Origin of the sequence: Streptomyces lasalocidi (genome assembly GCF_005280215.1) — a bacterium.
GTDB lineage: Bacteria > Actinomycetota > Actinomycetes > Streptomycetales > Streptomycetaceae > Streptomyces > Streptomyces longwoodensis.
On the sequence record NZ_SZNQ01000001.1, the window covers coordinates 7,707,721 to 7,733,012 of the forward strand.

A 25,292-nucleotide genomic window follows, 5' to 3' on the forward strand; every position below is an offset into this window, starting at 1 on the left:
CACCCCTGCCCGAAAGGACCGTTTCACGTGGCAGCCCCGCACCCGCCCCGCACCGACGCCTGGTGGCGAGACGCCGTCATCTACCAGATCTACCCGCGCAGCTTCGCCGACGGAGACGGCGACGGCACCGGGGACCTCGCGGGCGCCCGGGCGAGACTGCCCCACCTCGCCGAACTCGGCGTGGACGCCGTGTGGTTCACCCCCTGGTACGCCTCACCGATGGTCGACGGGGGGTACGACGTCGCCGACTACCGCGCCGTCGACCCGGCCTTCGGCACCCTTCAGGAGGCGGAGAAACTGATCGCCCAGGCCGCCGAGATGGGCATCCGGGTGATCGTCGACATCGTCCCCAACCACGTCTCCGACCAGCACGCCTGGTTCCGCGCGGCGCTGGAGGCCGGGCCGGGCAGCCCGGAGCGGGAGCTGTTCCACTTCCGCCCCGGCCGCGGCGCCGACGGTGAACTCCCGCCCAACGACTGGCCGTCGCAGTTCGCCGGCCCCACCTGGACCCGGGTCCCCGACGGCGAGTGGTACCTGCACCTGTTCACGCCCGAGCAGCCGGACCTCAACTGGGCCCACCCGGCCGTGCGCCGCGAACACGAGGACATCCTCAGGTTCTGGTTCGAACGCGGGGTGGCCGGGGTGCGCATCGACTCCGCCGCGCTGCTCGTGAAGGACCCGGCGCTCGCCGACTTCACCGAGGGCGTCGACCCGCACCCGTACATCGACCAGGACGGGCTGCACGACGTCTACCGCTCCTGGCGGGCGATCGCCGACGAGTACGGCGCCGTGTTCGTCGGCGAGGTCTGGCTCCCGGACGCCGAGCGCTTCGCCCGCTACCTGCGCCCCGACGAGCTGCACACCGCCTTCAACTTCACCTTCCTGACCTGTCCCTGGGACGCGGGCCGGCTGCGCCGCGCGATCGACGACACCCTCGCCGAGCACGCGCCCGTGGGTGCCCCCGCCACCTGGGTGCTGTGCAACCACGACGTGACCCGCACGGTCACCCGCTACGGCCGCGAGGACACCGCGTTCGACTTCGCCACCAAGGCGTTCGGCACCCCCACCGACCTGGAGCTGGGCACCCGGCGCGCCCGGGCCGCCGCCCTGCTGACCCTGGCCCTGCCCGGCTCCGTCTACCTCTACCAGGGCGAGGAACTGGGCCTGCCCGAGGCCGAGGTGCCGCTCGACCGCATCCAGGACCCCATGCACTTCCGCTCCGGAGGCACCGACCCGGGCCGGGACGGCTGCCGCATCCCGCTGCCCTGGGAGGCGGACGCCCCGCACGCCGGCTTCGGCTCACGCGACGAGCCCTGGCTGCCGCAGCCCGAGGGCTGGGCCGGCTACGCGGTGGACCGGCAGAGCCAGGACCCCGACTCGATGCTCTCCCTGTACCGCACGGCGCTGGCCCTGCGCCGCGCCGAACCGGGCTTCGGCGACGGCCCGCTGACCTGGCTCCCCGCACCGGCCGACGTCCTGGCCTTCACCCGCCCGTCCGGCCTGCTCTGCGTGGTCAACCTCTCCGCGGCCCCGGTGGACCTGCCGCCCCACGACCACGTACTCCTGGCCAGCGGGCGTTTGACGACGGACGGCAGACTGCCGCGGGACACAGCGGTGTGGCTGAGGAGGCCTTACTGGCTCTAACAAAAGCGCGTGATCATGTGACTGTCGGCTTGATCGTTCGTTGATGCGGGCATGGGGAAGCGTCAGTCGCGGCCGTGGATCGTGTCGGACGAACTGTGGTCGCTGATCGAGCCGTTGCTGCCCGAGCCGCCGCCGAAGCAGGTTGAGGGACGGCCGCGGGTGCCTGACCGGCAGGCCCTGTGCGGCATCCTGTTCGTCCTGCACACCGGCATTCAGTGGGAGTACTTGCCCCAGGAGCTGGGCTTCGGCTCGGGCATGACGTGCTGGCGGCGTCTGGCGGCCTGGAACGAGGCCGGCGTCTGGGACCAGCTGCACCAGCTGCTGCTGAACAAGCTGCGGTCGAAGAACCAGCTGGACTGGTCGCGGGCGGTGATCGACTCCTCGCATATCAGAGCGGCTCGGCGAGGCCCAAAAGCGGACCCAGCCCGGTCGACCGCGCACGGCCGGGCAGCAAGCACCACATCCTCACCGACGGCCAGGGCATCCCGCTCGCGGTGTCGCTGACCGGCGGCAACCGCAACGACGTCACCCAGCTCCTTCCCCTGCTTGACAAGATCCCAGCGGTCGCGGGAGTCGTCGGCCGGCCCCGACGCCGCCCGGACATGCTCTTCGCCGACCGCGGCTACGACCACGACAAGTACCGCCGGCTCCTTCGCAAGCGGGGCATCCGGCCAGTGATCGCCGAACGAGGCCAGCCTCACGGCACCGGCCTTGGGACCTTCCGGTGGGTCGTCGAGCGGACCATCTCCTGGCTGCACGGCTTCCGCCGCCTGCGCATCCGCTGGGAACGACGCGACGACATCCACGAGGCCTTCCTCGGCCTTGCCGTCTGCCTGATCACCCACCGACACGTCCAAAGGCTTTGTTAGGGCCACTTAGCCCTCTCCGAGGCCGACACCGACGGTCCCCGGTGCTCCCTCACCGGTGGCCCAGGCGCAGCGAGGCGCGCCCGGCCCCCTCGGTCTGCTCGACGGTCGTTCCCGGCGCGTCCGGTGAGCCGGCGTCATCTCGGCGCCGGCCGGCCGGGCGTCGGCCGGCATCCACCGCTCGGGCCGCCAGCGGCCGAGGACCGGTCAGGGCGACGTGATCATGCCACATCGCGACGCGAGACGAGCATGGAGGAAAGGCCGAGGCACACCACCACGTACGCTGCCAGCACCGTGCTCGCGGCCAGGGGACCGGACACCGAGACGACCCCCGGAACCGAGGCGCTCGGTCGGCCGGTCGGGTCGAGGGCCGCGGCGAGCGACCCCGCGCTCGGGCCGATCAGTACCTCTTGCAGCGTCTTCAGCGCACTCAACGGCCCGGCCAGTCCGGACACCAGGTTCTCCACCGCCAGCAGCCAGAGCAGCCCGACTCCGATCGCGGCCCCGGTGCTCCGCAGCAGGACGGACAGGACGATGCCGAGGCTCGCCGCGGCCATACTGATCAGCCAGACGGCACCGACTCCGGCCAGCAGTGTCGCCGCGTCCGGCCACTGCGCGGATCGGCCGGTGAGCCCTGCGACCAGCGCGCTCGCCCCCGCGCTGACAACCAGCACCAGCACCGAGACGCACAGGACCGCCGCCGCTGCCGCCACTGCCTTGCCGAGCACCGCCGAGGTCCGACCGGGACCTTGGACCAGCAGCGTGCCCCAGGTTCCCCACCGGTATTCCCCGCCGACGAGGACGGCGCCGAGGATCAGCATCAGGGCGCTGCCGAACATCGGGTAGAGGTCGACGGTACCTGCCAGGAACCTGTCCGGCAGCAGGCCTTCGATCAGCTTCTCCGGATCACCCGACGCTCCGGCCCGCCGGTTCCTGATCGCCAGCCAGACGACGTACGGCACCACCGTGCCGAAGGCCACCGCCAGACCGGTCCAGGCGCCGCCCACGACCCACACGCCGGGGCGCTTGCATGCCGACAGCAGTTCTGCTCGAAGGACGCCGATCACCGGTTGACCACCTCCACGGATTCCGGTCCAGTGGCCCGATGGTCCTCGACCAGGTCGAAGAACACGTCCTCCAGGGACGGGACGCGTCTGCGCAGTCCGCTGACGGCCAGTCCGTTCATCACCAGCAGCCGGTTGACGGCGGCCGCCTCGTGCGGGTCGACGGCCACACGCAGTTCGCCGCCGACGACGCTCACCGAGCGGACGGCAGACAACTGCCTCACCAGCCCGGCGGCGCGTTCGGGCGAGTCCACCGTCACCGACAGCCCGCCCCCGTCCACGCCGCCGCGCAGTTCGGCCACCGTACCCTCGGCGATCAGGCGGCCCCTGCGAATCACTCCCACCCGGTCGCACGCGTGCTCCACCTCGGACAGCAGATGGCTCGACAGCAGCACGGTGCGGTTGTCGCGGCGAAGGCCCGCGATCAGGTCGCGCATGCCCACCACTCCTTCCGGGTCGAGACCGTTGGTCGGCTCGTCGAGGATGAGGAGAGCCGGGTCCTTCAGCAGCGCTGCGGCCACCGCGAGGCGTTGCTTCATGCCGAGCGAGTACGCGCGGAACGCGACGTGTGCCTTGGCGGTCATCCCCACGGCTTCGAGCACCCTGTCGACGCGAGCGGCCGGCACGGACGCGTAACCGGCGAGGACGCGCAGGTTGTCCCGGCCGCACAGGTGTGGATACAGGGCCGGGGCTTCGATCAGGGCTCCCACGCCGCGTAGGCTGCTCCGGGTCCCGGCCGGGTGACCGAGTACCGTGGCGGTTCCCGAGGCCGGCCGGATCAGCCCGACCAGCATCCGCAGGGCGGTGCTCTTCCCGGCCCCGTTCGGACCGAGCAGTCCGTAGACCTCGCCGCGGCGGATCGACAGGTCGAGGCCGAACACGCCGGTTCCCGGCCCGAACCGTTTGGTGAGCCCCTCGCAGCGGACCGCGATGTCGCCGTCGTCACCCATCGGCGGCCCGCCGTCGGCCGGAGCGGCCGCGAGCGGCCAGTGACAGAATCCCGGCCACCGCCGCCGTCTCCGCGCCGAGGATGGTCACCGCCCACACCGGCCCCACCCAGTGCTGCAGGCTGCTGAACCAGACCCACATCAACGCACCGTAGGCGGACAGGAGGAGCAGGAGCGACACGACTCCGTAGACGGCGTAGGCGCGGATGTCCCTGGGCGGATAGCCGCTCAGCCGTTCCCGGGCCGCAGGGTCACGCCGGCGCAGTTTCAGCTGCCAGAACCGGTAGGACTCGCGGCGCAGATCGGCGATGTTCAGCGCGTGGGTGAGCATCACGTAACCATCCGATCGCAGGATCGGCAGCAGGTTCATCACGGCGGCACCGCTGCCGAACAGCAGGAGGCCGGCGGCGAGCGGGCGCCCGAGCACCCCGTCACCGGAAAGCCACCACCAGACCACCACCGGAGCCAGCGCCAGCAGACTGACGAAGACACCGGCGAACGCCGTGCCCACCCGGTCCCTGCGTCGCTGGAACAGCACGATGTCATCCGTGCGGCAGTAGGGTGTCAGCAGGGGAAACCGCCAGCTGAGCCCGATTTCGGTGACGGTGCCGCCGAAGTGGCGGCAGGTCACCCCGTGGGCGAACTCGTGCAGCACGGTGATTCCCCACAACACCAGCGCCGACAGCAGCAGGGTGATCGCCCGGGACTTCTGATGGGTGGCCTCGTGGGTCAGGGTGGCGACATGCGTCCAGACGAACACCTGGACAGCGACCACGAGGACGAAGGCCGGTACGAGGAACGCCGCGTGGAACGCGAACGCCAGGCGTCTCGCTAGGGTGGCGCACAGGGGGTCGGGACTCAGCAGCACCCAGCGGCGTCGCAGCCAGCCCTGCTGCGCCGACTGTTTGCCCTCGTACGCCTGCTTGAGCTGGTCCAGGCCCGCGTCGTCGGCGTGTCCGTCCAGCAGCTGGTAGCGGCCGAGCAGGGTGAACACCTGCTGCCAGTGTTCGGGCCCGAGTCGGCGGTCGTAGACCTCGGTGTACCTGCGACCGATGTCCGCGAGAGTGTGTCGGCCGTCCATCAGCCCCATGAGGAAGTGCTCACGGGGGCCGACGCGGTAATAGCCGCCGGTGCGTGCGTCCTTGACGTGGTGGACGGTCCTCGGACCGGAGCGCAGGGCAGGGCCGAGTACCACCTCGGATCGCAGGCGGGGCCGGTCGTACGTCGTGTCGGTCACCGCAGCGCCCCCTCGGGTGACAGGTCGGGCAGCGCCTTGCCGATGACATACGACAGGTATATCTCGTCGAGGATGCTCACCCCGAGCCGGTTGTTGGTCATGTGGACGTAGGAGCTGAGCACGATGGCCAGCGCGGCCCGTGGGTCTCGGACCGGGCCGTCACGGAACGTCAGGTTCCCGCTGTCGGCCAAGGCCTGTGCTTTGTCGCGGAGTTCGGCACAGTGCGCGAGCCAGGACCGCTCAAGCGGGGTGGGCGAGGCGGACGAGTCACCCCGGGCGCTGTCCCGCACGTGCCGCAACCGGGACACCAGTCGCCCCTTCATCCGCTCGTAGCTGCGGTCGAAACGCTCGTGCTGGCTCTCGCTCGGCTCCTGGTACGAGGTCTCCCACATCGTGCGGTAGCGGACGAGGAACCGCGCCACCGCTTCCTCGTCCCGCAGGAAAGTGAGACACAGCCCTGCGGTCAACTGCGCCGCCTGGCCCAGCAGTACGGTCCGCACGTGTACGTTCGTCGTGCCGAGGAGGGCCATCACCGTCTCGCTGGATTCCTGGAAGTGCCACTCGGCCAGTTCCATGCCGGCCGGACCGCCGTACCGGTCCAGCTCGCGTTCGTACGGGATGAGGGCGACGCTGTTGTTGTCCCGGAACGGCATCGTGCCGTCGGCGCCGTACAGCTCGTTCCAGCGTTCCTCGCTGTATTCGGCGAGGAACATGTTCTTGTACAGGTCGCCGCTGGCGTTGCGGTCCTCCTCGTAGAGCGCGGGGCGCTCACGCAGGTATCCCTCGAGTGCTTCCCGTGCGGTCACGGTGACCTCGGCCGCCACTGACGCGTCGGCCGGGAGCAGACGCAGCCGGACGTGTGGGCCCTCCATCCAGTAACGGATGAAGAACCACGAGCGCACCAGGCCCCGTTCACGCAAGCGCGACACCAGTGGCCGCACACAGTGCACCAGCACCGGGTTGGCGTTCGCGGCGTAGAAGACGTGCAGGCTGACCCAGCCGCCGTCCGGCTCGGCCTCGATGGCCACGCTGTCGCTTCCTCCCTGCTCGGCACCCATCACCGCTCCGTTCCCGATCCGTCGAGTCCGTTGAGTTCGACCGTGAGTTCGGTGACGTACCGGTGCCGGCCGTCGCGCAGCCACAGGTGGTCGGGCCCGGGCAGCATCTCGGTGAGCACCACCGCCGAGGCACTCCTGCGGACCGCGGTCTCCAGCAGCCGGACGCACGCGTACGAGTCGAAGTCGACGTACTGCGGTTTGCGCTCCCCGCCCAGGCCGGCGAACACGTGGCGGGGCAGTCCGGCCGCCCTTTGCCATTCCCGCCAGGCCAGGTAGCACTCCTGGTCGGACTGTCCGGGCACGGCCGGCGGCACCTGGTCGGCGCCGAACCGCCACGATCTGCGTTGCAGCACCAGGTTGCCCAGCCGGACGCGGGGCAGGACGCCGCTGCCGCCCTCCGGGATGCCGGTGCCCTCCCACAGGTCGAGCTGCACCATGGTGGTGCAGGAGAAGTTCAGCAGCACCTGCTGTACCTCAGGCAGCGCCATCGGCAGCAGGAAGCCGAGGTAGACGGGGATCACCTCCACGCCGAGCCGGCGTGAACGCAGGCGCAGTCGGTCGGTCACCGGGTCGTGCTCGACGACCAGGTCCTCCACCGGGATCTGCTCGTGCGACGGCCGGAAACTGGTTTCTCCGGGACAGACCACCTCGTAGGGCGTGACGACGGGATGCAGGTTCAGGTTGGTCGTGTCGTAGCCGCCCTTGAGTTCGGCGAACACGGCTCCCGGCGGCACCACGTCGTTCAACGACCGGCTCAGCGACGCGGTGAGGTCGTCGTCGAAGCAGTGCGCGAACCGGGAGAAGAGCAGGGTGAGTCCCGAGTAGATGCGGTTGACGGCCACCAGGGGGTCCTCGGTGCCGTTCTCGGCCAGTTGGAGGAAGAACGACACTGAGCGCAGACGCTCCGGCCGGGGCAGCAGGCTTTCCACGCCGGTCACGAAGCTCTCGTCCAGTTCGATGTCGGCTCCGGTCGCGCGGGCGCTGCGGTACCGCAGGCGCATCTCCTGTGCCACGGCGGCACGGGCGCGGTCGATGCGCTCGATCTCCTCCTGCCGGAACCAGTTGTCGTACCCGTGGACGACAGTGCCGTCGAAGCGCTGGTGGCGCATGAGTCGCTGGTTGAAGTTGTTGTAGAAGTCCTCGTTGAACTGGTGCGCGAAGGACAGGAAGTCCTCGCAGCGACCGCCTTCCCCGTAGCGCACCCGGAAGAAGCCCTTGGTGACGAGCCTGCGTACCAGGTTCCCGTCGAAGGCGGGCAGGAGTCGGGCCAGTCGGCCCAGGCCGGGGGTGAGCCACCGGTTCCAGGCGACGGCGTCCCCGGTCACCGACACCCCCGGCAGAGTGGTGTCCTCGTAGACGAGCGTACGCAGGACCGGTGTGTCGTCGCGGCCGACGAGGCGATAGGTTCGGGCCACCGACTCCCTCACCCGTGCGAGCAGTTCACGTCTGCGACGCACATCCGCGTCGGCGAATCGCCCGACGTCCGCGCCGATGTGCTCGACGAGATCCGCGATGTCGTGGGCCCAGCCCGCTCCCAGTCGGCGCAAGCCGTTGCTGTAGCTGCCGACCGGGTCCGCGTCGTGGATGTCGATGTGCAGATCCGGCACCACGAGCAGACCCAGTCCGAGCAACTGCGCGAGATAACGCTCCGCTTCCTCCTGGGGTCGCTCGGCGTCCATCGCGCACAGTCGCCGCACGGCGTCGGCGAACCTGAGCGTCGTGCCGTCACCGAACACGGTGAGCACGTCGGCGAGGGCCGTTCCGCCGGACAGGAAGAACAGGGTCTCGTGCACGGCGTCCAGCGTGACCGCCGCGTCCGCGTCGCCGTTGGCTCCGCGCAGCTTGCGCAGGTAGCGCACCTGATCGCGGTGCACCTGGAGTCCGCTGGTGGCCCGGACGGGGAGATCACGGCGGACCTGGGGGTCCACGGTGAGCAGTTCCGAGAGCCTGGCGAGCACGGCGATGTTCAGCCGGGTGCTGCCCCGCTTGACCCACCCGTTGACGGACGCGGTGAGTGTCCGGCCGTCGGCCTCTGCCAACTCACCCGCGGTGATGGCCGTCAGCGTGCTGAACGGGCTGGTCTTGCACGCGGTGCGCAGCAGGTACTCCAGCAGCGACCGTTCGATCCGTCGCTGCCGTTTGCTGAGCGGGCCGTCGCCGCACCGCAGGTAGTCGTCGAGGTACTGGTCGAGGGACGGGGACGACAGCTGGATGCCGCAGCGCAGGTCTGTCTCGGTCGCCACACGTCGCAGCTCCCGTCGGGCGGCGGCGACCTCCTCCGCCAGGACGTCGCGGCCGGTGCGCAGCAGTGCCTCGTGCCGTTGCCGGTCGGCCGACCACTCGCGCAGCTCGGCGAGTTCCTCCGCCGGCAGCAGCCGCTCGGCCGCTGCGAGACCCCGCGGAGCACGAGCGTTGAAGACGTCACGGCGCAGGTTGATCAGCCTCCGGCGGGCCGTCTGGTCGTCGAGATTCAGGGCCACCCGTTCCTGGAGCGCGTCCGCGAGCCGGGCCCCTCGCTCACGCAGTCGAAGACGCGCGTCGATCACGGCGTCGGCCCATGTGGCGCCGGCCGGAGTGGCCAGCGCGGCGGCGGTGTCGAAGGGGAGACCGCCGACTCGCAGCATGAACCTCGGCATCAGGTGCCATGTCACGTGTTCCCCGCTGATGTGTCCGGGCGGGGGCGCGCCCGGCGCCGCGGGAGCCGTCGACGATGGCAGCGCGCTGGATGTCACGGATCAGCCCTCTCAAACCAGCCGGTAGTCGAAGTCCGCGCTGTCCGCGCGTTCGTGGCCGAGCAGCACGTAGAGGAAGGTTCGCTCGTCGCCGTCGTCGAGGCCGACCGCTTCGTCGACGGCCAGGTTGTCGAACCCGAGCACCGCCCCGCACCCGATGCCCAGCGCGGCAGCGGCGGTGCAGGCCGTCTGTGCCAACGCTCCGACCTCGGAGTTGAGCACCCGGTAGCCGCGGCTGCCGTAGGCCTCCAGCGTGCTCCGCCACCGGCCCGAGATCGCCAGTACGGCGCCGACCTGCTCCAGGTTGTAGTTGCTCAGGTAGTAAGCACGTTGCAGTTTTTCGGCGAGCGACGTCCGGCGGACTGCCCGTAGCCGGTGTTCGTGGGCGTCGTAGCGGTAGGTGCCGCTCGGCAGCCCGGTGACGCGGTTCGCGAGTAGGTACAGGCCCGTGAGCCCGACATCGTCGGGCACCACGTCCGAGGCGTACCTCTGACCGGAGACCGTGCCCGCCAGCACGGTCGCCAGTTCGTCGAGGTGCAGGGGCCGGGAGCGGGTGAAGGAGCCGAAACTGGTGCGCCGGAGGCGCAGCGTCTCGCCGATGTCGCGGCCCAGCCGGTCGGTCAGCGGCCCGGGCAGCGCGACCTCCTCGCCCTCGTCACGAGGAAGCGGCACGAGACGCCGTGCCGTCGCGGGTGCCGGGCGCTCGCGCCGGTCCGCCAGGACGGCCTGGTGCACCTGCGCGACCTGCTCGAAGGTGCGGGTGCGAGCCGACCTCTCGAAGCTCGGCCGGTCGATCAGGGCGCCTCGGTGCACCGAGGAGGAAGCGCGGCCGGCGGGCGGGCCGAACGACAGCGGCACCACGGCCAGCGCGCTCTCCTCGTCGCTCGGGAGCCCCAGCAGCCGGTTCAGTCGCTCGTCGTCGAACCACAGCACGCGGGTGAGGCGCCGGCCCGTCCCCCGCGCGATCAGCTCCCAGTTGCCCAGCAGGGCGCCGACGTCCTGGGTCACCACGTGGTAGCAGAAGCTGTTGTACTTGAAGGAGTTCTTCCAGAAGCGCACGGTCACCACCAGGAAGCCGTCCGCCGTCCCACTCCCGGTCGCGGACCCGCACGCCGCGCGCACCTCGTCGGTGAGGTCCCCCGCCAGCAGTCGCTCGAGGCCGTGGTGCGCCGTCGAGTAGTGGTAGACACCGGGGGTCAGCGGACCGCCCCGACCCGCCACCCAGTAGATCTCCAGCGGGTACATGCCTCCTCCCGAAGCGGTACCGCGCCCCCACAGCGCCTCCGGATACAGCACCCGCACGTGGCTGTCCTGGTTCCAGCTCACCCGCAGCCGGCGGTCCAGAACGCCGTAGGACAGCCGCAGCAGCGCCGCGAGTGAGTCGGTGGTCCACAACGGGCCCTGGTCGGCGCGCGGCTCGCCGAAGAGGACGTCCGCAGCACCGGCCAACGGCTGACCGGTGCCGGGCGGCAGCGGGAAGCGCCGCACCCCCAGGTAGGTCTTGTGCCGGGACGGCTGGTCCGCCCAGTCGGGGCTGAAGCCGACCGGCTCCATCGGCTCCCGGCCGCGCCGGAACACCGACTCCACGTAGTCGCTCACGACCTGCGTTCGGTCCTCGGACACGTGCTCTCCTTCTTCGGCCGGGGTGGGCGGGCATCTCCGGCGCGATGCACGCCGGGCCCGATGCCGGCGGGAACGGTTACGGGAACGGGTGGGGACTGCGGTTCGGTCCCGTGGGACCGAACCCCTCTGTACGCGAGTGGATCTCGGTCAGGGCGCCGTCGAGGTAGGCCCGCAGCCGCGGGTGGTCCAGGACACGCTGCCGCTCCCAGCCGAAGTCGATCGGCACCAGTCCCGGGGCCAGCACGCACAGCGTGCGAATGCCGGTGCCGTCCTGCTCGGGGCAGGTCTGGTCCACCGCTATGACATCGCTGCCGACGTCGTGCAGCCGGTCCATCACGAACCGCGCGTCGTCGGCCAGGTCCAGCGTTCCGGGGCGCCGCGCGAGCCACGGGCCGTACAGCTCGTCCATCGACCGGCGCGGCGGCGCGTCCAGCAGGAAGTCAGCGGTCGGCGCCATCTCCGGCAGGCCGTACAGCAGCGCGTGGTCGGTGAGTTCGTGCACCCGGCCGTAGTCGGTGACCATCGCGCGCAGGGCAGGGAGTTTCGCTTCCACCCGTTCGTCCATGCCCGGGATGTAGGAAGCCGTCTCGGCGATGGCTGCGCGCACTGCCTGCACGGGGTCGAGACTCGCGCCCGCGGCGAAGCACAGCCTGCCCAGCCCACCGTCCAGCCGTTCGGCCACCGCCATCACGGCGGGGACCGGGATGTCCACCCGCATGTCGAACAGCCGCATCCGGTAGCCCAACCTTGCCACCCGGTCCAGTACGAAGTGAACCTCCTCGTCGTCACAGGTCTCCGGGTCGATCTCCGGCAGCCTGGCCCCGCCGTACCAGCACAGCAGGAACGCGTCGCGCTCGATGAGCTCGAGCATGCCGTGCAGGAGGGCCTCCTCCACGCCGCTGCCGCTGGCACAGCCGTTGGAGCACTCCTGGACGAACTTCCGGTCCGGACGGCGGTCCAGGTAGAAGACGAGCTGCTCGGGTACGAGCAGGGGCCGCTGCTCGCCGAAGGAGTAACCCCACACCCAGTGGGTCGGAGTGTCGGGGTGGTACGGCTGGTAGTAGTCGTTGTGCCCGATGTAGAACTCCGGACGGTAGGCCCCCGTCGTCGCCGGGTCGAGGGCGTCCGGGGCGAGTTCGCGATAACTGGCGTACACGTCGGGCCGCTTGGCCCGCGGATACTGTCCGGCGTAGCGTTCCAGGCCCTCCAGGATGCCGTAGCGCTCGCTGCTCGCCGAGCTCTGCGACTGTCCGCTCCACCACATCTCGTGGTAGTCGTACTTGCTGCGCACCCGGAAGTATCCGCTGACCGGCAGTGTCGCGCTGCACTGGTACACGCGGCGGGCGGAGCTTGCCAGAGCCCCGCACACCTCGTTGACGAGACCAGTGATCGGCAGGTTGAGATCCGCCGCCGACGCGCCCCGGTAGCTGGTCGGACGAGCCTTGGGTCGCGGGCTCAGCGACAGGATCGCCTCCTCGGCGGTGTCGGGTGCCGGCGTGGCGCATCGCTCGCACTCGGAGTCGGCGATCAGGGTGTGCCGGTTGACCGTCAGGTCACGGGTCCGCAGTTCCACGATCCGCCCGATCCGCCGTTCTCCGGGGGCCGGTCCGGCGTCGGCCGTCTCAGCCCGCACGATGTGTGCGACCTGTTCCAGGGCGAAGGAGGTGAGCGAGAGCTCGTCGCCCGCGACCCACACGTCCGCGCCGTCCTCGATCGGCCGGCGTTCCTCGACCGGACGCAGCGCCAGCCAGCGGCGTTCCAGGCAGCGTCCGCACGGCTGACTGGTGCCGTCGGCCCGGTGCAGTGGGCCCATCAGCACGTACCCGCCGTAGAGGCGCACCGGGTAGACCAGACGACCGGCCTCCCGCGCCACGCCCGGCCCGGACCGCACGGGTCGGCCGAGCACCCCGACGTCGACCGTGACGCCGGCTCCGGCGTGCCCGGCCAGGTACTCGCGGACGACGTCGGTCACCCGCTGGTCGTCCGGGACCGTCGCGGTGGTCATCGTGCTCGACACCACATTCATGCGTTCACCCAGTCGCTCCGAAGATGGGGGTGTGCGGCTGCCTGTCACGTCGGCGGAGACCGTCCTGCCAGGCAGCCGCACGGGTCAGCCGGAGTGCCGGGCCGGGGCACCTGGGCACCGGCCCGGTCGGCTACGGCGTCAGCTGGTGCTGGAGGAGCAGGAGCAGCAGCTGCTCGTGGAACACGAGCAGCAGCTCGAGCAGGAGCAGGAGGAGCTGGACCAAGCCAACTCGACCGACTCGTCCGTCATTTCCTCGATCTCGAACGTCGCGCTCTCCAGAGCGCTGAGTTCGTCCTTCAGGTCAACGGACATGGCGACCCTCTCGTGAGTGGAATGTGCTGGATGTGCACCCGGAACGGCTGTTCCGAGAACCGTGGCGCGCCTCGGCCGGCGCGGACCGGCCCACTGCTCGGCTAGGTCGCAGCGAGCAGGATCGTGCCCGTGACCATTCCGCGGATGGCGCGCAGATCGATCGTGGTCGTGTCGACGAAGAGGGTGCGCGTGCCGTCGGCGTCCAGCAGTTCGAGCACTTCAGGCATGAGCACCCCCGGGTGGTCGAAGGACCACTCGGCTTGCGCGTCGCCCTCTGCCAGCGTCCTCGGGTCGAAGTCCGCCATCAGCGGGTCGCCGGGGTCCATGGGTGCGCCCTCGTAGTGCCGGCCGACCGCCAGTCCGACGGCGTCCCGCACCGCCTCGCGCACCGCGGCGCGCACCGACAACGCCGAGCCGATCGCCCAGTCGATCACCTCGCCGCCGATGTCCTCGACGACGGCGAGAACGGCGAACGACGGTGCAGCACCGGGCAACGCGTACACCCGGCCGCGTCGGCCGATGGGCCGCAAGCTGCCCAGCGCGAAGGCCGTCTCGTCGTCACCGCTCAGCCAGCCGTCGGCGAGTGGGAGGACCGGGTCGTCGCCGGTGGTCGCACGAACGAGCCCGCGATGGGCCAGCGCCGAGCACAGCCCTCTCTCCTGTACGCCCGCCACGGTCCAGTCGGCGGCCGCCCCGGCGGCGCTCGGCTCGAACGTCAACCGGGAGTTGGCCGACGACAGCGGGTAGACGGCCGCAGCCGGAACCTGCCATCGGCTTCCGTCGTGGAGTGACACCGCGCACATCAGCGGGTCCGCCGTCCGCTCACCGGGGGCGGCCACGCCGCTGTACAGGGCGAGCCGCTCGGCCGGCATCACTGCGGCGCCCGCCCAAGGCGCCTCGGCCGGCGGCCCGACGGGGCCGAGCCGACCCACGTAACCGGATACGGCCGCCTGCACCGAACGGGTGCGGGCGACCAGCACCGTGTCAATGTCGAACGCGACGATCTCGCGTGCACCGTCCGTCAGGGCCCCGGCCGGTCCCAGCCGCACCCGGCCCGTCTTGAGCGGTATCTGGCGGATCGAGTCATCGGTCCATCCCGACATCAGGCCCACGTCCGGGGAGATCAGGGCAGCCGCGCGTCCGTATGCCTCGCTGTGGTCCGTGGGCGGTCGCATGTCGTCGTCGGGCGGCACCTGCCGGTGGGGCATCGGGCATCCGGGGTGGGGCAGCACGCGTTCACGCCGGGACTCGAGCGTGGTCAGATCCTGGATCACGGCGTGCCGCTCGTCGTCCGGTTGCAACTGGGCGGTACGCAGCCTGAAGATCTCGAACGCCAGGGCGTTGCCCACCATGGACCGCGCCACCGCGCTGCCGTCCGGGGCCTCGAGGCCGACCGGGCCGACCGCCAGCTTCCGCCAGAAGTCCGCCGTGAGCCGGGGATCGGAGTTGGCGGACAGGCGAAGTTGCGCGCACACCCAGCACGGTTGCTCGGCGGGCCCGGAGACCGGACCCAGGACCATACGCTTGCCGTCGGCCACCACCGGGATCAGCCGTGGGCCTCGCACGGCACCGTGCAGTCGTCTGGTCAATTCGAGGAGCCTGCCGCTGCCCGACCCGCCGGCCACGGCGACCACTGTGTCGAACGCGGTCGGATCCACCTGGGTCGGCGGCAGCAGGACGACCTGCGCCGGTGCGCCCGCGTCCGTGAGCCGTGCGGTCTCACGGTCGAACTCCCGCCCCCACGCGGCGTCGTCGAGTGACACCTCGGCGAGGCCGTTGCGCAGCAGTCCGTGCACCGCCGCTGCTGCGACGTCCTCCGGTGGACCACTGACCAGCACCCGGGAGGATCGGAACCGGGCGAAAAGCTCCTGCGGCGTCCGTCGGTCCCCGTGCATGAAATGCTCTACGAAGTTTATCTGCGGCGCGAACAGATCTAACACGCCAGGAGGAAGCGTCCGCACGTCAGGGGGCTCGACGGCCCGCGCGAAGCCTCGGCGGAGAAGTGTTCGCATGAGTCCGACGGCTGTTTCGCGTCGAGTGTCGTCCAGCCCTTCACATAATTCCGCGACGGTGTGTTCGCCGGTCATCCGAGGTCCGAGGACGGACATCCACTCATACGCACCCGCGCCTTTCAGGACGCAGGAAGTATCCGAACTCCTGAGATAAATGCCGGTGTCTACGCGAAGGAATACCACGTCATTGCGTAGCCGAGGTCTTAAGTCTGCCAGAGGTGCATCGTCAACCGTTCGCATATCGTCCCCTCGCAGGATCATGCGCCGACGGTGGGGCACCGCTACCCGCGTCCACCGGGGAGGATTGTGTAGCCCCCGCGAGGACGGCGTCAACACTCCGTGGAACATCTCAAGAAAACGGCGCCCCCGACACGTCCCCCGAAGTCACCGGCGGATCATGAAAGCAGCGGTCGAAATGTCGCTGTCCTCCGAAGCTTTCCCCGGTTTCGTCGACGGACCTTTCCCGAGACCCATCGACTTACTGCGCAACCTGCGTTTGCTGTCCGACACGCCCAACCGGACAGCAATTCGCCGACGGGCCGCAGCCGGCCAAGCGCATTGACCTCACGCGAAGTTGCCGAGTGACCGACGGTAACCCCTAAGGGGTGCGCCCCCTGAGTGCGACATCGCGATTCCGTTCGCAAAGAGGTGTGCCCGGCTCGCGGATCAGGGGCACGGGGCCGCGTGCGAGGGCCGGCCGATGGTCCGCAGCACCGGCTGGACGCGCCACCGGTGGCTGTGGCGGGGCGACAGGCTTTGTCCTGATCAAGGAAAAAGTCGAAGGATCGCGTGCGAAAGGGGTTACGCCTCGGGACCAAGGCCGCTAACTTCCTTGAAACGAACCGGCCATGCACTGGTGGCCGGCCCAACGGCGCGACGGCGCGCGCCTGTTCTCCCCCCGTCGGGACGTTTCGTGTCCCGGCGGACACCCCCACCCCTCGGGAGACTCTGTGCGCACAGAACTGCCCAGACCCGGGCTCCTCCGCACGCTGGCGCTGACGGTGACCTGTGCCGTCGGTTGCCTCATCCCCGGCACCGCGGCCGCCGCGGCGCCGGACCGGACGGCCGCCGCGAGCGCGGCGGACCCGGTGTTCCAGCAGGTCACGCTCGCCAAGGGCGTGGCCGAGATGGGCGAGCCCATGACCCTGACGGTCCTGCCGGACCGATCGGTACTGCACACCTCGCGCGATGGCACCGTCCGGCTCACCGACGCGGCCGGCAACACCTCCGTGGCGGGCAGGCTCAGCGTCTACAGCCACGACGAGGAAGGCCTGCAAGGCATCGCGGCCGACCCGGGCTTCGCCTCCAACCGCTACGTCTACCTCTACTACGCCCCTCAGCTGAGCACACCGGGCGGGGACGCCCCCTCCGACGGCTCGGCCTCGGACTTCACCCCGTTCGACGGGGTCAACAGGCTCTCGCGGTTCGTGCTGAAGACCGACGGCACCCTGGACCCGGCCAGCGAGAAGAAGATCCTCGACGTTCCGGCCTCCCGCGGCATCTGCTGCCACGTGGGCGGGGACATCGACTTCGACGCGGCCGGCAACCTCTACCTGTCGACCGGCGACGACAGCAACCCGTTCGCCTCGGACGGCTTCACGCCCATCGACGAGCGCCCCTCCCGCAACCCCGCCTACGACGCCCAGCGTTCCGCGGGCAACACCAACGACCTGCGCGGAAAGGTGCTGCGCATCAAGGTCGACGCCGACGGGTCGTACTCCGTCCCGAGCGGCAACCTCTTCGCGCCCGGCACCGCCAGGACCCGTCCCGAGATCTATGCGATGGGCTTCCGCAATCCGTTCCGGATGAGCGTCGACAAGGCGACCGGCATCGTCTACCTCGGCGACTACGGTCCCGACTCCGGAACCGCCTCACCCGGTCGAGGACCCGAGGGGCAGGTCGAGTTCAACCGCATCACCCGGGCGGGCAACTACGGCTGGCCGTACTGCACCGGCAAGAACGACGCCTACGTCGACTACGACTTCGCCACCGGCAGCTCGGGCACGACCTTCAACTGCGCCGCGCCCAGGAACACCTCACCGCGCAACACCGGTCTCACCGACCTGCCGCCGGCACAGCCGGCCTGGATCCCCTACAACGGCACCTCCGTGCCGGAGTTCGGCGGTGGCTCGGAGTCGCCGATGGGCGGTCCCGTCTACCGCTACGACGCCGCGTCGACCTCCGAGGTCAAGTTCCCGCAGGAGTACGACGGCGACTTCTTCGCGGGCGAGTTCGGGCGCCGCTGGATCAAGCGCATCGAGGCCGGGACCGACGGCACCGTGCACTCCATCAACTCCGTCCCCTGGAGCGGGACCCAGGTGATGGACATGGCCTTCGGCCCCGACGGCGCCCTCTACGTCCTGGACTACGGCACCGGTTACTTCAACGGTGATGCGAACTCCGCCCTGTACCGGATCGAGCACGTCACCGGCGGACTCGCACCGACCGCGCAGGCCAGGGCCGACATCACCTCCGGCCGGGCACCCCTGACCGTCTCCTTCTCCTCCGCCGGCAGCTTCGATCCGGACGGCGGCGCCCTCACCCACGCCTGGACCTTCGGCGACGGAGCGACCTCCACCGCCGCCGACCCCTCCCACACCTACACCACCAACGGCCAGTACACGGCCACGCTGAAGGTGACCGACCCGACCGGGAAGACAGCGACCGCGTCCGTGCAGATCACGGTCGGCAACACCGCCCCCACCGTACGGCTCGACCTGCCGGCCGACGGCAGCATCCATGACTTCGGCGACGCCATCCCGTTCCGGGTGACGGTGACCGATCCGGAGGACGGCACCATCGACTGCGCCAAGGTGAAGGTCTCGTTCATCGTCGGACACGACAGTCACGGCCACCCGCAGACCTCGGCGACCGGATGCACCGGCACCCTGCAGACCCTGGCCGACGGCGAACACGACCCCAACGCCAACATCTTCGGTGTCATCGACGCCGAGTACACCGACAAGGGCGCGGGCGGCCAGCCCGCCCTGACCGCACACGACCAGCACATCACCCAGCCCTCGCACCGCCAGGCCGAGCACTTCGGCAGTTCCTCCGGCGTCGACGTCATCACCCACGCCCCGGCCCACGGGGGCAAGACCGTCGGCAACGTCGACAACGGCGACTGGATCTCCTTCACGCCGTACGCCCTCGCCGGCACCGGTACTTTCACGGCCCGGGTCTCCTCCGCGGGTGCGGGCGGAACCATCGAGGTCCGCGCCGGCTCGCCGACCGGCACCCTCCTCGGCACGGCGACCGTCCCGGTCACCGGCGGCTGGGAGACCTTCCAGGACGTGACCGCCGCGCTCCACGACCAGCCCGGCGGGTCCACGCGGCTGTACCTCGTCTTCAAGGGCGGCAGCGGCGCCCTGTTCGACATCGACGAGTTCTCCTTCACCACCTCCGGCGGCGGATCCGTGCCGGGTGCGGTGCGGGGGGTGAACGGCAAGTGCCTGGACGTGGCGGGCGGCGCGACGGGTGACGGTACGCAGGTCCAGTTGTGGACGTGCAACGGGACGGCCGCCCAGACGTGGACGGTGGGCACGGACGGCACCGTGCGGGCGTTGGGCAAGTGCCTGGACGTCTCCGGTGGTGGCGCTGCCGACGGGACGAAGGTCCAGTTGTGGACGTGCAACGGGACGGCCGCCCAGACGTGGACGGTGGGCACGGACGGCACCGTGCGGGCGTTGGGCAAGTGCCTGGACGTCTCCGGTGGTGGCGCTGCCGACGGGACGAAGGTCCAGTTGTGGACGTGCAACGGCACGGGAGCCCAGAGGTGGGCGCCGCAGACGGACGGCACGGTCCGCAATCCGCAGTCGGGCAAGTGCCTCGACGCCTCGGGCGGCACCTGGAACGACGGCACGCCCGTCCACCTGTGGACCTGCCACACCGGCCCCAACCAGAAATGGACCCTGCCTTAGGAAGGAGGCGGCTTGACATGCGTACGCGACTCCGAGCGGCCATCGGCCTGTTCACCGGCCTCCTGCTCTGCCTGACTCCGCAAGCCACCGCAGCGCCCGAACCGGCGCACCAGCCCACCGACACGGTCCGCCGGACGGCACCGGAGGTCCCCGCCGCGAAGCCGGCGGCGGCCGACCCGGCGTACAAGATCCTCGTGTTCTCCCGGACCGCCGGCTTCCGGCACTCGTCCATCGACGAGGGCATCTCGGCACTCCGCGCCCTCGGCTCGGCGAACAACTTCACCGTGGACGCCTCCGAGGACCCCCAGGTCTTCACCACCGGCAACCTCGGCCAGTACAAGGCCGTCGTCTTCCTCTCCACGACCGGGGACGTCCTCGGCGACGCCCAGCAGACCGCCTTCCAGCAGTACATCAACGGCGGCGGCGGATACGTCGGCATCCACGCGGCCGCCGACACCGAGTACAACTGGCCCTTCTACGAAGGCCTGGCCGGCGCCCTGTTCCACTCCCACCCCGCCGTCCAGTCGGCCACCGTCCGGGTCGAGGACCGGGCCCACGACGCCACCGCCCACCTCGGCGCCACCTGGCAGCGCACGGACGAGTGGTACAACTACCGCACGAACCCCCGCACCACCGCCCACGTCCTCGCCTCCCTCGACGAGTCGAGCTACTCGGGCGGGAACATGTCCGGCGACCACCCGATCGCCTGGTGCAAGGACTACCAGGGAGGCAGGGCCTTCTACACCGGGGGCGGTCACACCGAGGAGTCGTACGGTGACACCGCCTTCCGGCGCCACCTCCTGGGTGGCATCCGCTGGGCCGCGGGCATGACCGAGGCGGACTGCCGCCCCGAGAACGGCTACACCGCTCTGTTCGACGGCTCCTCCACCAGCGGCTGGCGGCAGGCGGGTCCCGGGGGCTTCACCCTCACCGACGGCAGCCTCTCCTCCTACGGCGGACTGGGCCTGCTCTGGTACGCGGCCAAGGAGTTCACCGGCTCGTACTCCCTGAAGCTCGACTGGAAGGCCGCCGGCGACGACAACTCCGGTGTCTTCCTCGGTTTCCCCGCCTCCGACGACCCCTGGTCGGCGGTGAACAACGGGTACGAGATCCAGATCGACGCCACCGACACCCCCGACCGGACGACGGGCGCCGTGTACGGGTTCCGGTCCGCCGACCTGGCGGCGCGTGACGCGGCGCTCAATCCGCCGGGGGAGTGGAACACGTACGAACTGAGGGTCACCGGCGAACGACTGGAGGTCTTCCTCAACGGCCGCAAGATCAACGACTTCACCAACACCGACCCCGCCCGCAGCCTCCAACAGGGCTACATCGGCATCCAGAACCACGGCGACGGTGACGACGTGTCCTTCCGCAACATCCGGATCGACGCGGACGGCGGCACCACCCCGCCCGTCCCCGTCCCGGGTGCGGTGCGGGGGGTCAACGGCAAGTGCCTGGACGTGGCGGGCGGCGCCACGGGTGACGGTACGCAGGTCCAGTTGTGGACGTGCAACGGCACGGCCGCCCAGACGTGGACGGTGGGCACGGACGGCACCGTGCGGGCGTTGGGCAAGTGCCTGGACGTCTCCGGTGGTGGCGCTGCCGACGGCACGAAGGTCCAGCTGTGGACGTGCAACGGCACGGGAGCCCAGAAGTGGGCGCCGCAGCCGGACGGCACGGTCCGCAATCCGCAGTCGGGCAAGTGCCTCGACGCCTCCGGTGGCACCTGGAACGACGGCACCCCGGTCCACCTGTGGACCTGCCACACCGGCCCCAACCAGAAATGGGCCCTGCCCTCCTGAGCCCTGGGGCGGGCCGTGCGACCAGGCCCGCCCCTCGCCTCACCCCTGCTTGGTGTCCTCCGTGACCTGCTGTGCGGAGCCTCGGGCCTGTTCGGCGACCGTGCCGGCCTGGTCGCGGGCCTCGTCCTGGGTGGTGCGCAGGGCGTCCTGTGCGGTGCCCTTGACCTCCTCGGCCGCGGACTGCGCCGCGTCCCTGGCGTGCTCCTTGAGGTGTTGCGCGGAGTCGAGGGCGGCCTGCTTGACGGGTTCCAGGGACTCCTTGCCCTGTTCGACCAGCGAGGAGGCGGCCTGCTCCTCCGTCTCCGTCGTGGGCAGGAGCGAGGAGGCCAGGACCCCGACGCCGAAGGCGATCAGGCCGGCGGCCAGCGGATGTCCCTGCGTCTGCCGCCGGGCCTGCTCGGGTGCCTGGCTGAGCATCTCGCCCGCCTGCTGGGCGGTGTCGCGCGTCGTGTCCGTGACCTGCCCGGCGCCGTCCTGCAGGGAGCCCGCCGCCGAGCGGGCACCGCCCGCGAGGCCGTGCGCGGTGTCGGAGGCGGAACCCATGATCTGCTCCTTGAAGCCGGTGAAGGTGCCGCGCACGCGGTCGGTGCGGCGGCGCACGATGTGCCGGGGGCTGGCGTGGTCGGCGAGCCGGCTGACGTCGTCGGACAGACGGTCGCGGGTGGCGTTGATCTCCGCCCTCATTTGGTCGGGTGACGTGCCCATCGGGTGTTCTCCTTCATCGTTTCGACGGTCCGCTCGGGAGTGGGGGAGACGGTGCGCATACGGGAGCGGCCCTGGGCGTAGAGCACGCCCGCGACCACGGCCCAGACGGCGGTGACGATCAGGGCCGCCCAGCCACCGTCCATCACGTTGGACAGGCCCAGGACGGCGGCGAGGGACAGGAACAGCAGGACCATGTAGCCGGCGAACCCGGCGCCCCCGTACATGCCCGCCGCCTTGCCCGCCTTGGTGGCCTCCTGCTTGACCTCGGCCTTCGCCAGTTCCACCTCCTGGCGGAACAGGGTCTGGACGTCCGAGGTCACCCGCGACAGCAGGACGCCCACCGAGGGCTCCTCGCCGTAGGGGACCGCGCGGTCCGGCTGGGGGGACGACGCCATGTCACACCCCCGGGTGCGGAGGCGTCAGGCCGGCGGGGCCGGCGGTGGCGGGCGGGACGGGCGGCGGTGCCGCGGGGACGGGCGGCACGGCCGGCGGGGGAGTGCCCTCGGCCGGCTGGGCCGGCGTCCACTGCCCCGAGCCCGGGGCGGGCGTCGGTCCGTCCGGCTCGACCGTGCCCGCGGCCGGCAGTGCTGCCGCGGCCTGCTCCTGCCCCCCGCCGGACGACTGCGCGGCCCTGCTCGCCGACTTTCCCAGGCGCCCCGCGACAAGACCGGCCACCAGCGCGCCGCCCAGGAACAGTCCCGGGCGCCGTCGGGCGAAGCGCTGGACGTCCCCGACGATGCCCTCGACGCCGTGCTGGTCCACGTAGTCGGCCGCGCGGTGCCCGCGGTCGGCCAGCTGCGCGGTGAGACCGCGCGCGGGGGTGTCCCCGGGGGCGTTGTCCGCCAGCTCGGAGAGGTCGTGCGCCCACTGGCGCAGCACCCCGGCGGCCCGTCTGGTCTGCCCCTCGGCCTCGTCCATGACGCGGCCCCGCAGGTCCCCGACGACCGAGCCGGCCTGGTTCCGCACCTCGTCGGCGACGGTCTTCGCCTGCTGCGCGGCCGTGCTCGCGACCTGGCCCGCTGCCTCGCGGGTCTGGCCGGCCGTGGCGGTCGTCTCCGCCCGGACCGACTCCCCGACCTGCTGCAGCCTTCCGCTGTTCTCCGGTACGGACTGACTCATGCCGCTCTCCTCACCACCGGTGCATGCCGTTCATGACCCTTTGGTGACGAGTGACGTGATACGTCCGTTTGATTCGCGATCGGGGAGAAAATCTGCAGGGCGGCCAGCGGTGGCGGGACCCTAGTAGCTGTCGTGGCTCGGCTCGCCCGTCGGCCGGTAGACGGCGAGGACCGTGCCGCTCTTCGTCGTCGTGACGCTGACCGGCTCCAGCGCGGTGGGGACCGCCCCCTCGGCGAACAGTCGCTTGCCGCTGCCGATGATCACCGGGTGGATGGTCAGCCGGTACTCGTCGACCAGGCCGTTCCGCATGAGGGTCTGGGCGAGGTCGCCGCTGCCGACGACGTTGATGTCGCCGCCGTCGGACGCCTTCAGCGCGCGGACGGCGTCGGCGACGTCGCCCTCCAGCAGGCTGGAGTTCTGCCAGTCGACGGACGTCAGGGTCCGGGAGGCCACGTACTTGTGCATGGCGTTCATCCGCTCGGTGAACGGGTTGCCGGGGTCCGCGGTCGGCCAGTACGACGCGAAGATCTCGTATGTCTTGCGGCCGAGCAGCATCGCGTCGGCGGGCTCGTACCAGCCGGCGATGGCGTTGCCGACCTCGTCGTCGGACACCGGCTTCTGCCAGCCGCCGTGCTCGAACCCGCTGGTGGCGTCCTCGTCCGGGCCGCCCGGTGCCTGCATGACGCCGTCGAGCGTGAGGAACGTGCAAACGATGACCTTGCGCATGGTGCGCTCCTTCCGTCGAGGAGGTAGACGGCGGGGTCATCGGAAACTCATCGGTGGCGGCCCCGGGCGGCTCCCGCGAGGGGCCGGGTGCTCAGCGGCCGCCCGCCCTTCTCGCCGGCGGCGTCCCCGTGCCCAGCAGGGCCGACAGCTGGGGGGAGTAGGTGGCGTGCAGCACGAGCGCCGCGCTCCCGACGACCGCCGCGTCCACCCCGAGCCAGGACGCCTCGACGTCGACGACCCGCACGTGCCGCGACAGGGGCCGCTGGGCGAGCGTGGCGGCGACGACCTCCACGTAGCGCGACTCGACGTGCTGGATGCCGTGGCCCCCCAGGACGATCAGGTCCACGTCGAGGAAGTTGGCGATGTCGACCGCCACCGAGGCCACGTGCTCGGCGCTCTCGTCGACGACCGCGGCGGCGACCGGGTCGCCCGCGGCCGCGGCCAGACCGATGGCGGGGTGGTCGACGGCCTCGGGGTCCTGCGCGAAGGCGCGCGCGAGGGCGCTGTCCGGGTGGGCTCCGGCGGCGAGCCTGCGGTGCACCTCGGCCACGATGGCCGTGGGGTTGACCAGACGCTCCAGACAGCCCCGGTTCCCGCAGTAGCACTCCGGGCCGTCGGGCAGCACCGAGGAGTGCCCGAACTCGCCCGCGTTCAGTGAACCGCCCCGGTACACCTGGTGGTTGAGGATGAGGCCGCCGCCGACGCCGGTGCCGAAGAAGAAGTAGGCGAAGTCCGCCACGCCCCGGCCCGCCCCCGACCAGCGCTCACCGACCGCGGCCGCGGTGGCGTCGTTGTCGAGCGTCACCGGCAGTCCCGTCGCCTCGCTGAGCATGTGCTGCACGGGGACCCGGGTCCAGCGGGTCAGCTGCGGGGCGCCGACGATCGCGCCCTGCTCGAGGTCGATCGGCCCGGGCGTGGCCAGTCCGAGGCCGAGGATCTTGTCGCGGTCCACGCCCGTCTCGGCCAGGACGTCGGCGACCAGTTCGGCCATGGCCTTCACGACCTCGGGCGGGTCGGCGTCCGGGTGCGTGGGCCGCTTCTTGACGAGCAGCGGACGGCCCAGCAGGTCCACCACGGTGCAGCTGAGCTGCACGGGGTCGAAGTGCAGGCCCACGGCGCTGCCCGCCTCGGCGTTGATGCGCAGCGTGGTGCGGGGCTTGCCGCCGCTGGCCACCCTGCTCGCGCCGTCCTCGCGGACGATGCCCTCATCCAGCAGCCGGCGCACGATGCCCGACACCGTCTGCGGCGTGAGGCCGGTGTGCTCGGCGATCTCGACCCGGCTGATGCCGTCGGCGAGCTGGATCTGGTCGAGCACGACGGCCCTGTTGTAGCGCCCGACCCTGGGAAGGTTCGTTCCTGCCTGCCGCACCTGCGGTCCTCTCTCGTTGCCCCCCACCAACCTATCTCCACCAGGCCATTGACTTAGTAAAACAAATGGATTTAGTGTCCGGTGCCGCAGCAGACGAAATCTCGGACACGCCCCTCCGGGGCCGTGT

The 25,292-nt window shown here is 70.8% G+C and carries 17 protein-coding genes; 4 read left to right on the top strand and 13 right to left on the bottom strand.

The window, feature by feature from the left end; genetic code table 11:
* Positions 1-27 precede the first annotated feature (27 nt).
* Both E4U91_RS34555 and E4U91_RS34560 read left to right on the top strand, forming a co-directional pair.
* Positions 28-1,644 (top strand): glycoside hydrolase family 13 protein, encoded by a 1,617-nt coding sequence (locus tag E4U91_RS34555; RefSeq protein WP_137310445.1) that lies wholly within the window; start codon positions 28-30, stop codon positions 1,642-1,644.
* A gap of 51 nt (positions 1,645-1,695) precedes the next feature.
* A protein-coding gene (locus E4U91_RS34560; RefSeq protein ID WP_422070927.1) for an IS5 family transposase occupies positions 1,696-2,513 on the top strand; the annotation gives its coding sequence in 2 pieces (ribosomal slippage) (positions 1,696-2,031 and positions 2,034-2,513; 816 coding nt in all).
* Between the two features lie 218 nt (positions 2,514-2,731).
* Here the strand turns inward: E4U91_RS34560 and E4U91_RS34565 are convergent.
* The 8 genes from E4U91_RS34565 to E4U91_RS34600 form a co-directional block, all read right to left on the bottom strand.
* A complete protein-coding gene (locus E4U91_RS34565; protein ID WP_137310446.1) occupies positions 2,732-3,577 on the bottom strand; it encodes an ABC transporter permease subunit in 846 nt (281 codons plus the stop codon).
* Positions 3,574-4,524 (bottom strand): ABC transporter ATP-binding protein, encoded by a 951-nt coding sequence (locus tag E4U91_RS34570; RefSeq protein WP_137310447.1) that lies wholly within the window; start codon positions 4,522-4,524, stop codon positions 3,574-3,576. Before E4U91_RS34570 ends, E4U91_RS34565 begins: the two co-directional genes overlap by 4 nt.
* The gene (locus tag E4U91_RS34575) at positions 4,517-5,758 is read right to left on the bottom strand and encodes a M50 family metallopeptidase (RefSeq protein ID WP_137310448.1); all 1,242 of its coding nucleotides are present in this window, start codon (positions 5,756-5,758) and stop codon (positions 4,517-4,519) included. The genes E4U91_RS34570 and E4U91_RS34575 overlap by 8 nt, the downstream gene beginning before the upstream one ends.
* Positions 5,755-6,816: a thiopeptide-type bacteriocin biosynthesis protein gene (locus E4U91_RS34580; protein ID WP_137310449.1), complete on the bottom strand. Its 1,062-nt coding sequence runs from the start codon at positions 6,814-6,816 to the stop codon at positions 5,755-5,757. Before E4U91_RS34580 ends, E4U91_RS34575 begins: the two co-directional genes overlap by 4 nt.
* Entirely contained in the window at positions 6,816-9,440 is a 2,625-nt protein-coding gene (locus E4U91_RS34585) for a lantibiotic dehydratase (RefSeq protein WP_168218223.1), read from the bottom strand. Before E4U91_RS34585 ends, E4U91_RS34580 begins: the two co-directional genes overlap by 1 nt.
* A gap of 120 nt (positions 9,441-9,560) precedes the next feature.
* Positions 9,561-11,171, bottom strand: a complete 1,611-nt coding sequence (locus E4U91_RS34590) for a SagB family peptide dehydrogenase (RefSeq protein WP_137310451.1) — start codon at positions 11,169-11,171, stop codon at positions 9,561-9,563.
* A 76-nt stretch (positions 11,172-11,247) separates the two neighbouring features.
* Positions 11,248-13,176, bottom strand: a complete 1,929-nt coding sequence (locus E4U91_RS34595) for a TOMM precursor leader peptide-binding protein (protein WP_168218224.1) — start codon at positions 13,174-13,176, stop codon at positions 11,248-11,250.
* A gap of 434 nt (positions 13,177-13,610) precedes the next feature.
* Entirely contained in the window at positions 13,611-15,449 is a 1,839-nt protein-coding gene (locus E4U91_RS34600; RefSeq protein ID WP_168218225.1) for a TOMM precursor leader peptide-binding protein, read from the bottom strand.
* Positions 15,450-16,648: 1,199 nt separating this feature from the next.
* Between E4U91_RS34600 and E4U91_RS34605 the strand changes: the two genes are divergently transcribed.
* Positions 16,649-19,441, top strand: a complete 2,793-nt coding sequence (locus tag E4U91_RS34605) for a ricin-type beta-trefoil lectin domain protein (RefSeq protein WP_174867966.1) — start codon at positions 16,649-16,651, stop codon at positions 19,439-19,441.
* Positions 19,442-19,458: 17 nt separating this feature from the next.
* The gene (locus E4U91_RS34610) at positions 19,459-21,246 is read left to right on the top strand and encodes a lectin (protein ID WP_137310455.1); all 1,788 of its coding nucleotides are present in this window, start codon (positions 19,459-19,461) and stop codon (positions 21,244-21,246) included.
* A gap of 39 nt (positions 21,247-21,285) precedes the next feature.
* On the opposite strand, the gene E4U91_RS34615 is transcribed toward E4U91_RS34610, so the two are convergent.
* From E4U91_RS34615 to E4U91_RS34635, 5 genes are all read right to left on the bottom strand, one after another.
* The gene (locus E4U91_RS34615) at positions 21,286-21,951 is read right to left on the bottom strand and encodes a DUF3618 domain-containing protein (RefSeq protein ID WP_137310456.1); all 666 of its coding nucleotides are present in this window, start codon (positions 21,949-21,951) and stop codon (positions 21,286-21,288) included.
* On the bottom strand, positions 21,927-22,346 hold the full coding sequence (locus E4U91_RS34620) for a phage holin family protein (RefSeq protein WP_137310457.1): 420 nt from the start codon (positions 22,344-22,346) through the stop codon (positions 21,927-21,929). Before E4U91_RS34620 ends, E4U91_RS34615 begins: the two co-directional genes overlap by 25 nt.
* A 1-nt stretch (position 22,347) precedes the next feature.
* Positions 22,348-23,070 (bottom strand): hypothetical protein, encoded by a 723-nt coding sequence (locus E4U91_RS34625; protein WP_137310458.1) that lies wholly within the window; start codon positions 23,068-23,070, stop codon positions 22,348-22,350.
* Between the two features lie 120 nt (positions 23,071-23,190).
* Positions 23,191-23,796, bottom strand: coding sequence for a dihydrofolate reductase family protein (locus E4U91_RS34630; protein WP_137310459.1), 606 nt, complete (start codon positions 23,794-23,796; stop codon positions 23,191-23,193).
* A gap of 91 nt (positions 23,797-23,887) precedes the next feature.
* On the bottom strand, positions 23,888-25,111 hold the full coding sequence (locus tag E4U91_RS34635) for an ROK family transcriptional regulator (protein ID WP_241678790.1): 1,224 nt from the start codon (positions 25,109-25,111) through the stop codon (positions 23,888-23,890).
* Between the last annotated feature and the right edge of the window lie 181 nt (positions 25,112-25,292).

Excerpts from the sequence above, each read along its gene's own strand:
- E4U91_RS34610 (WP_137310455.1), top strand. The coding sequence starts at position 19,459 with ATGCGTACGCGACTCCGAGCGGCCATCGGCCTGTTCACCGGCCTCCTG.
- E4U91_RS34595 (WP_168218224.1), bottom strand. The coding sequence starts at position 13,176 with ATGACCACCGCGACGGTCCCGGACGACCAGCGGGTGACCGACGTCGTC.
- E4U91_RS34570 (WP_137310447.1), bottom strand. The coding sequence starts at position 4,524 with ATGGGTGACGACGGCGACATCGCGGTCCGCTGCGAGGGGCTCACCAAA.
- E4U91_RS34625 (WP_137310458.1), bottom strand. The coding sequence starts at position 23,070 with ATGAGTCAGTCCGTACCGGAGAACAGCGGAAGGCTGCAGCAGGTCGGG.
- E4U91_RS34605 (WP_174867966.1), top strand. The coding sequence starts at position 16,649 with ATGGGCGAGCCCATGACCCTGACGGTCCTGCCGGACCGATCGGTACTG.
- E4U91_RS34630 (WP_137310459.1), bottom strand. The coding sequence starts at position 23,796 with ATGCGCAAGGTCATCGTTTGCACGTTCCTCACGCTCGACGGCGTCATG.
- E4U91_RS34615 (WP_137310456.1), bottom strand. The coding sequence starts at position 21,951 with ATGGGCACGTCACCCGACCAAATGAGGGCGGAGATCAACGCCACCCGC.
- E4U91_RS34620 (WP_137310457.1), bottom strand. The coding sequence starts at position 22,346 with ATGGCGTCGTCCCCCCAGCCGGACCGCGCGGTCCCCTACGGCGAGGAG.
- E4U91_RS34580 (WP_137310449.1), bottom strand. The coding sequence starts at position 6,816 with ATGGGTGCCGAGCAGGGAGGAAGCGACAGCGTGGCCATCGAGGCCGAG.
- E4U91_RS34585 (WP_168218223.1), bottom strand. The coding sequence starts at position 9,440 with ATGCTGCGAGTCGGCGGTCTCCCCTTCGACACCGCCGCCGCGCTGGCC.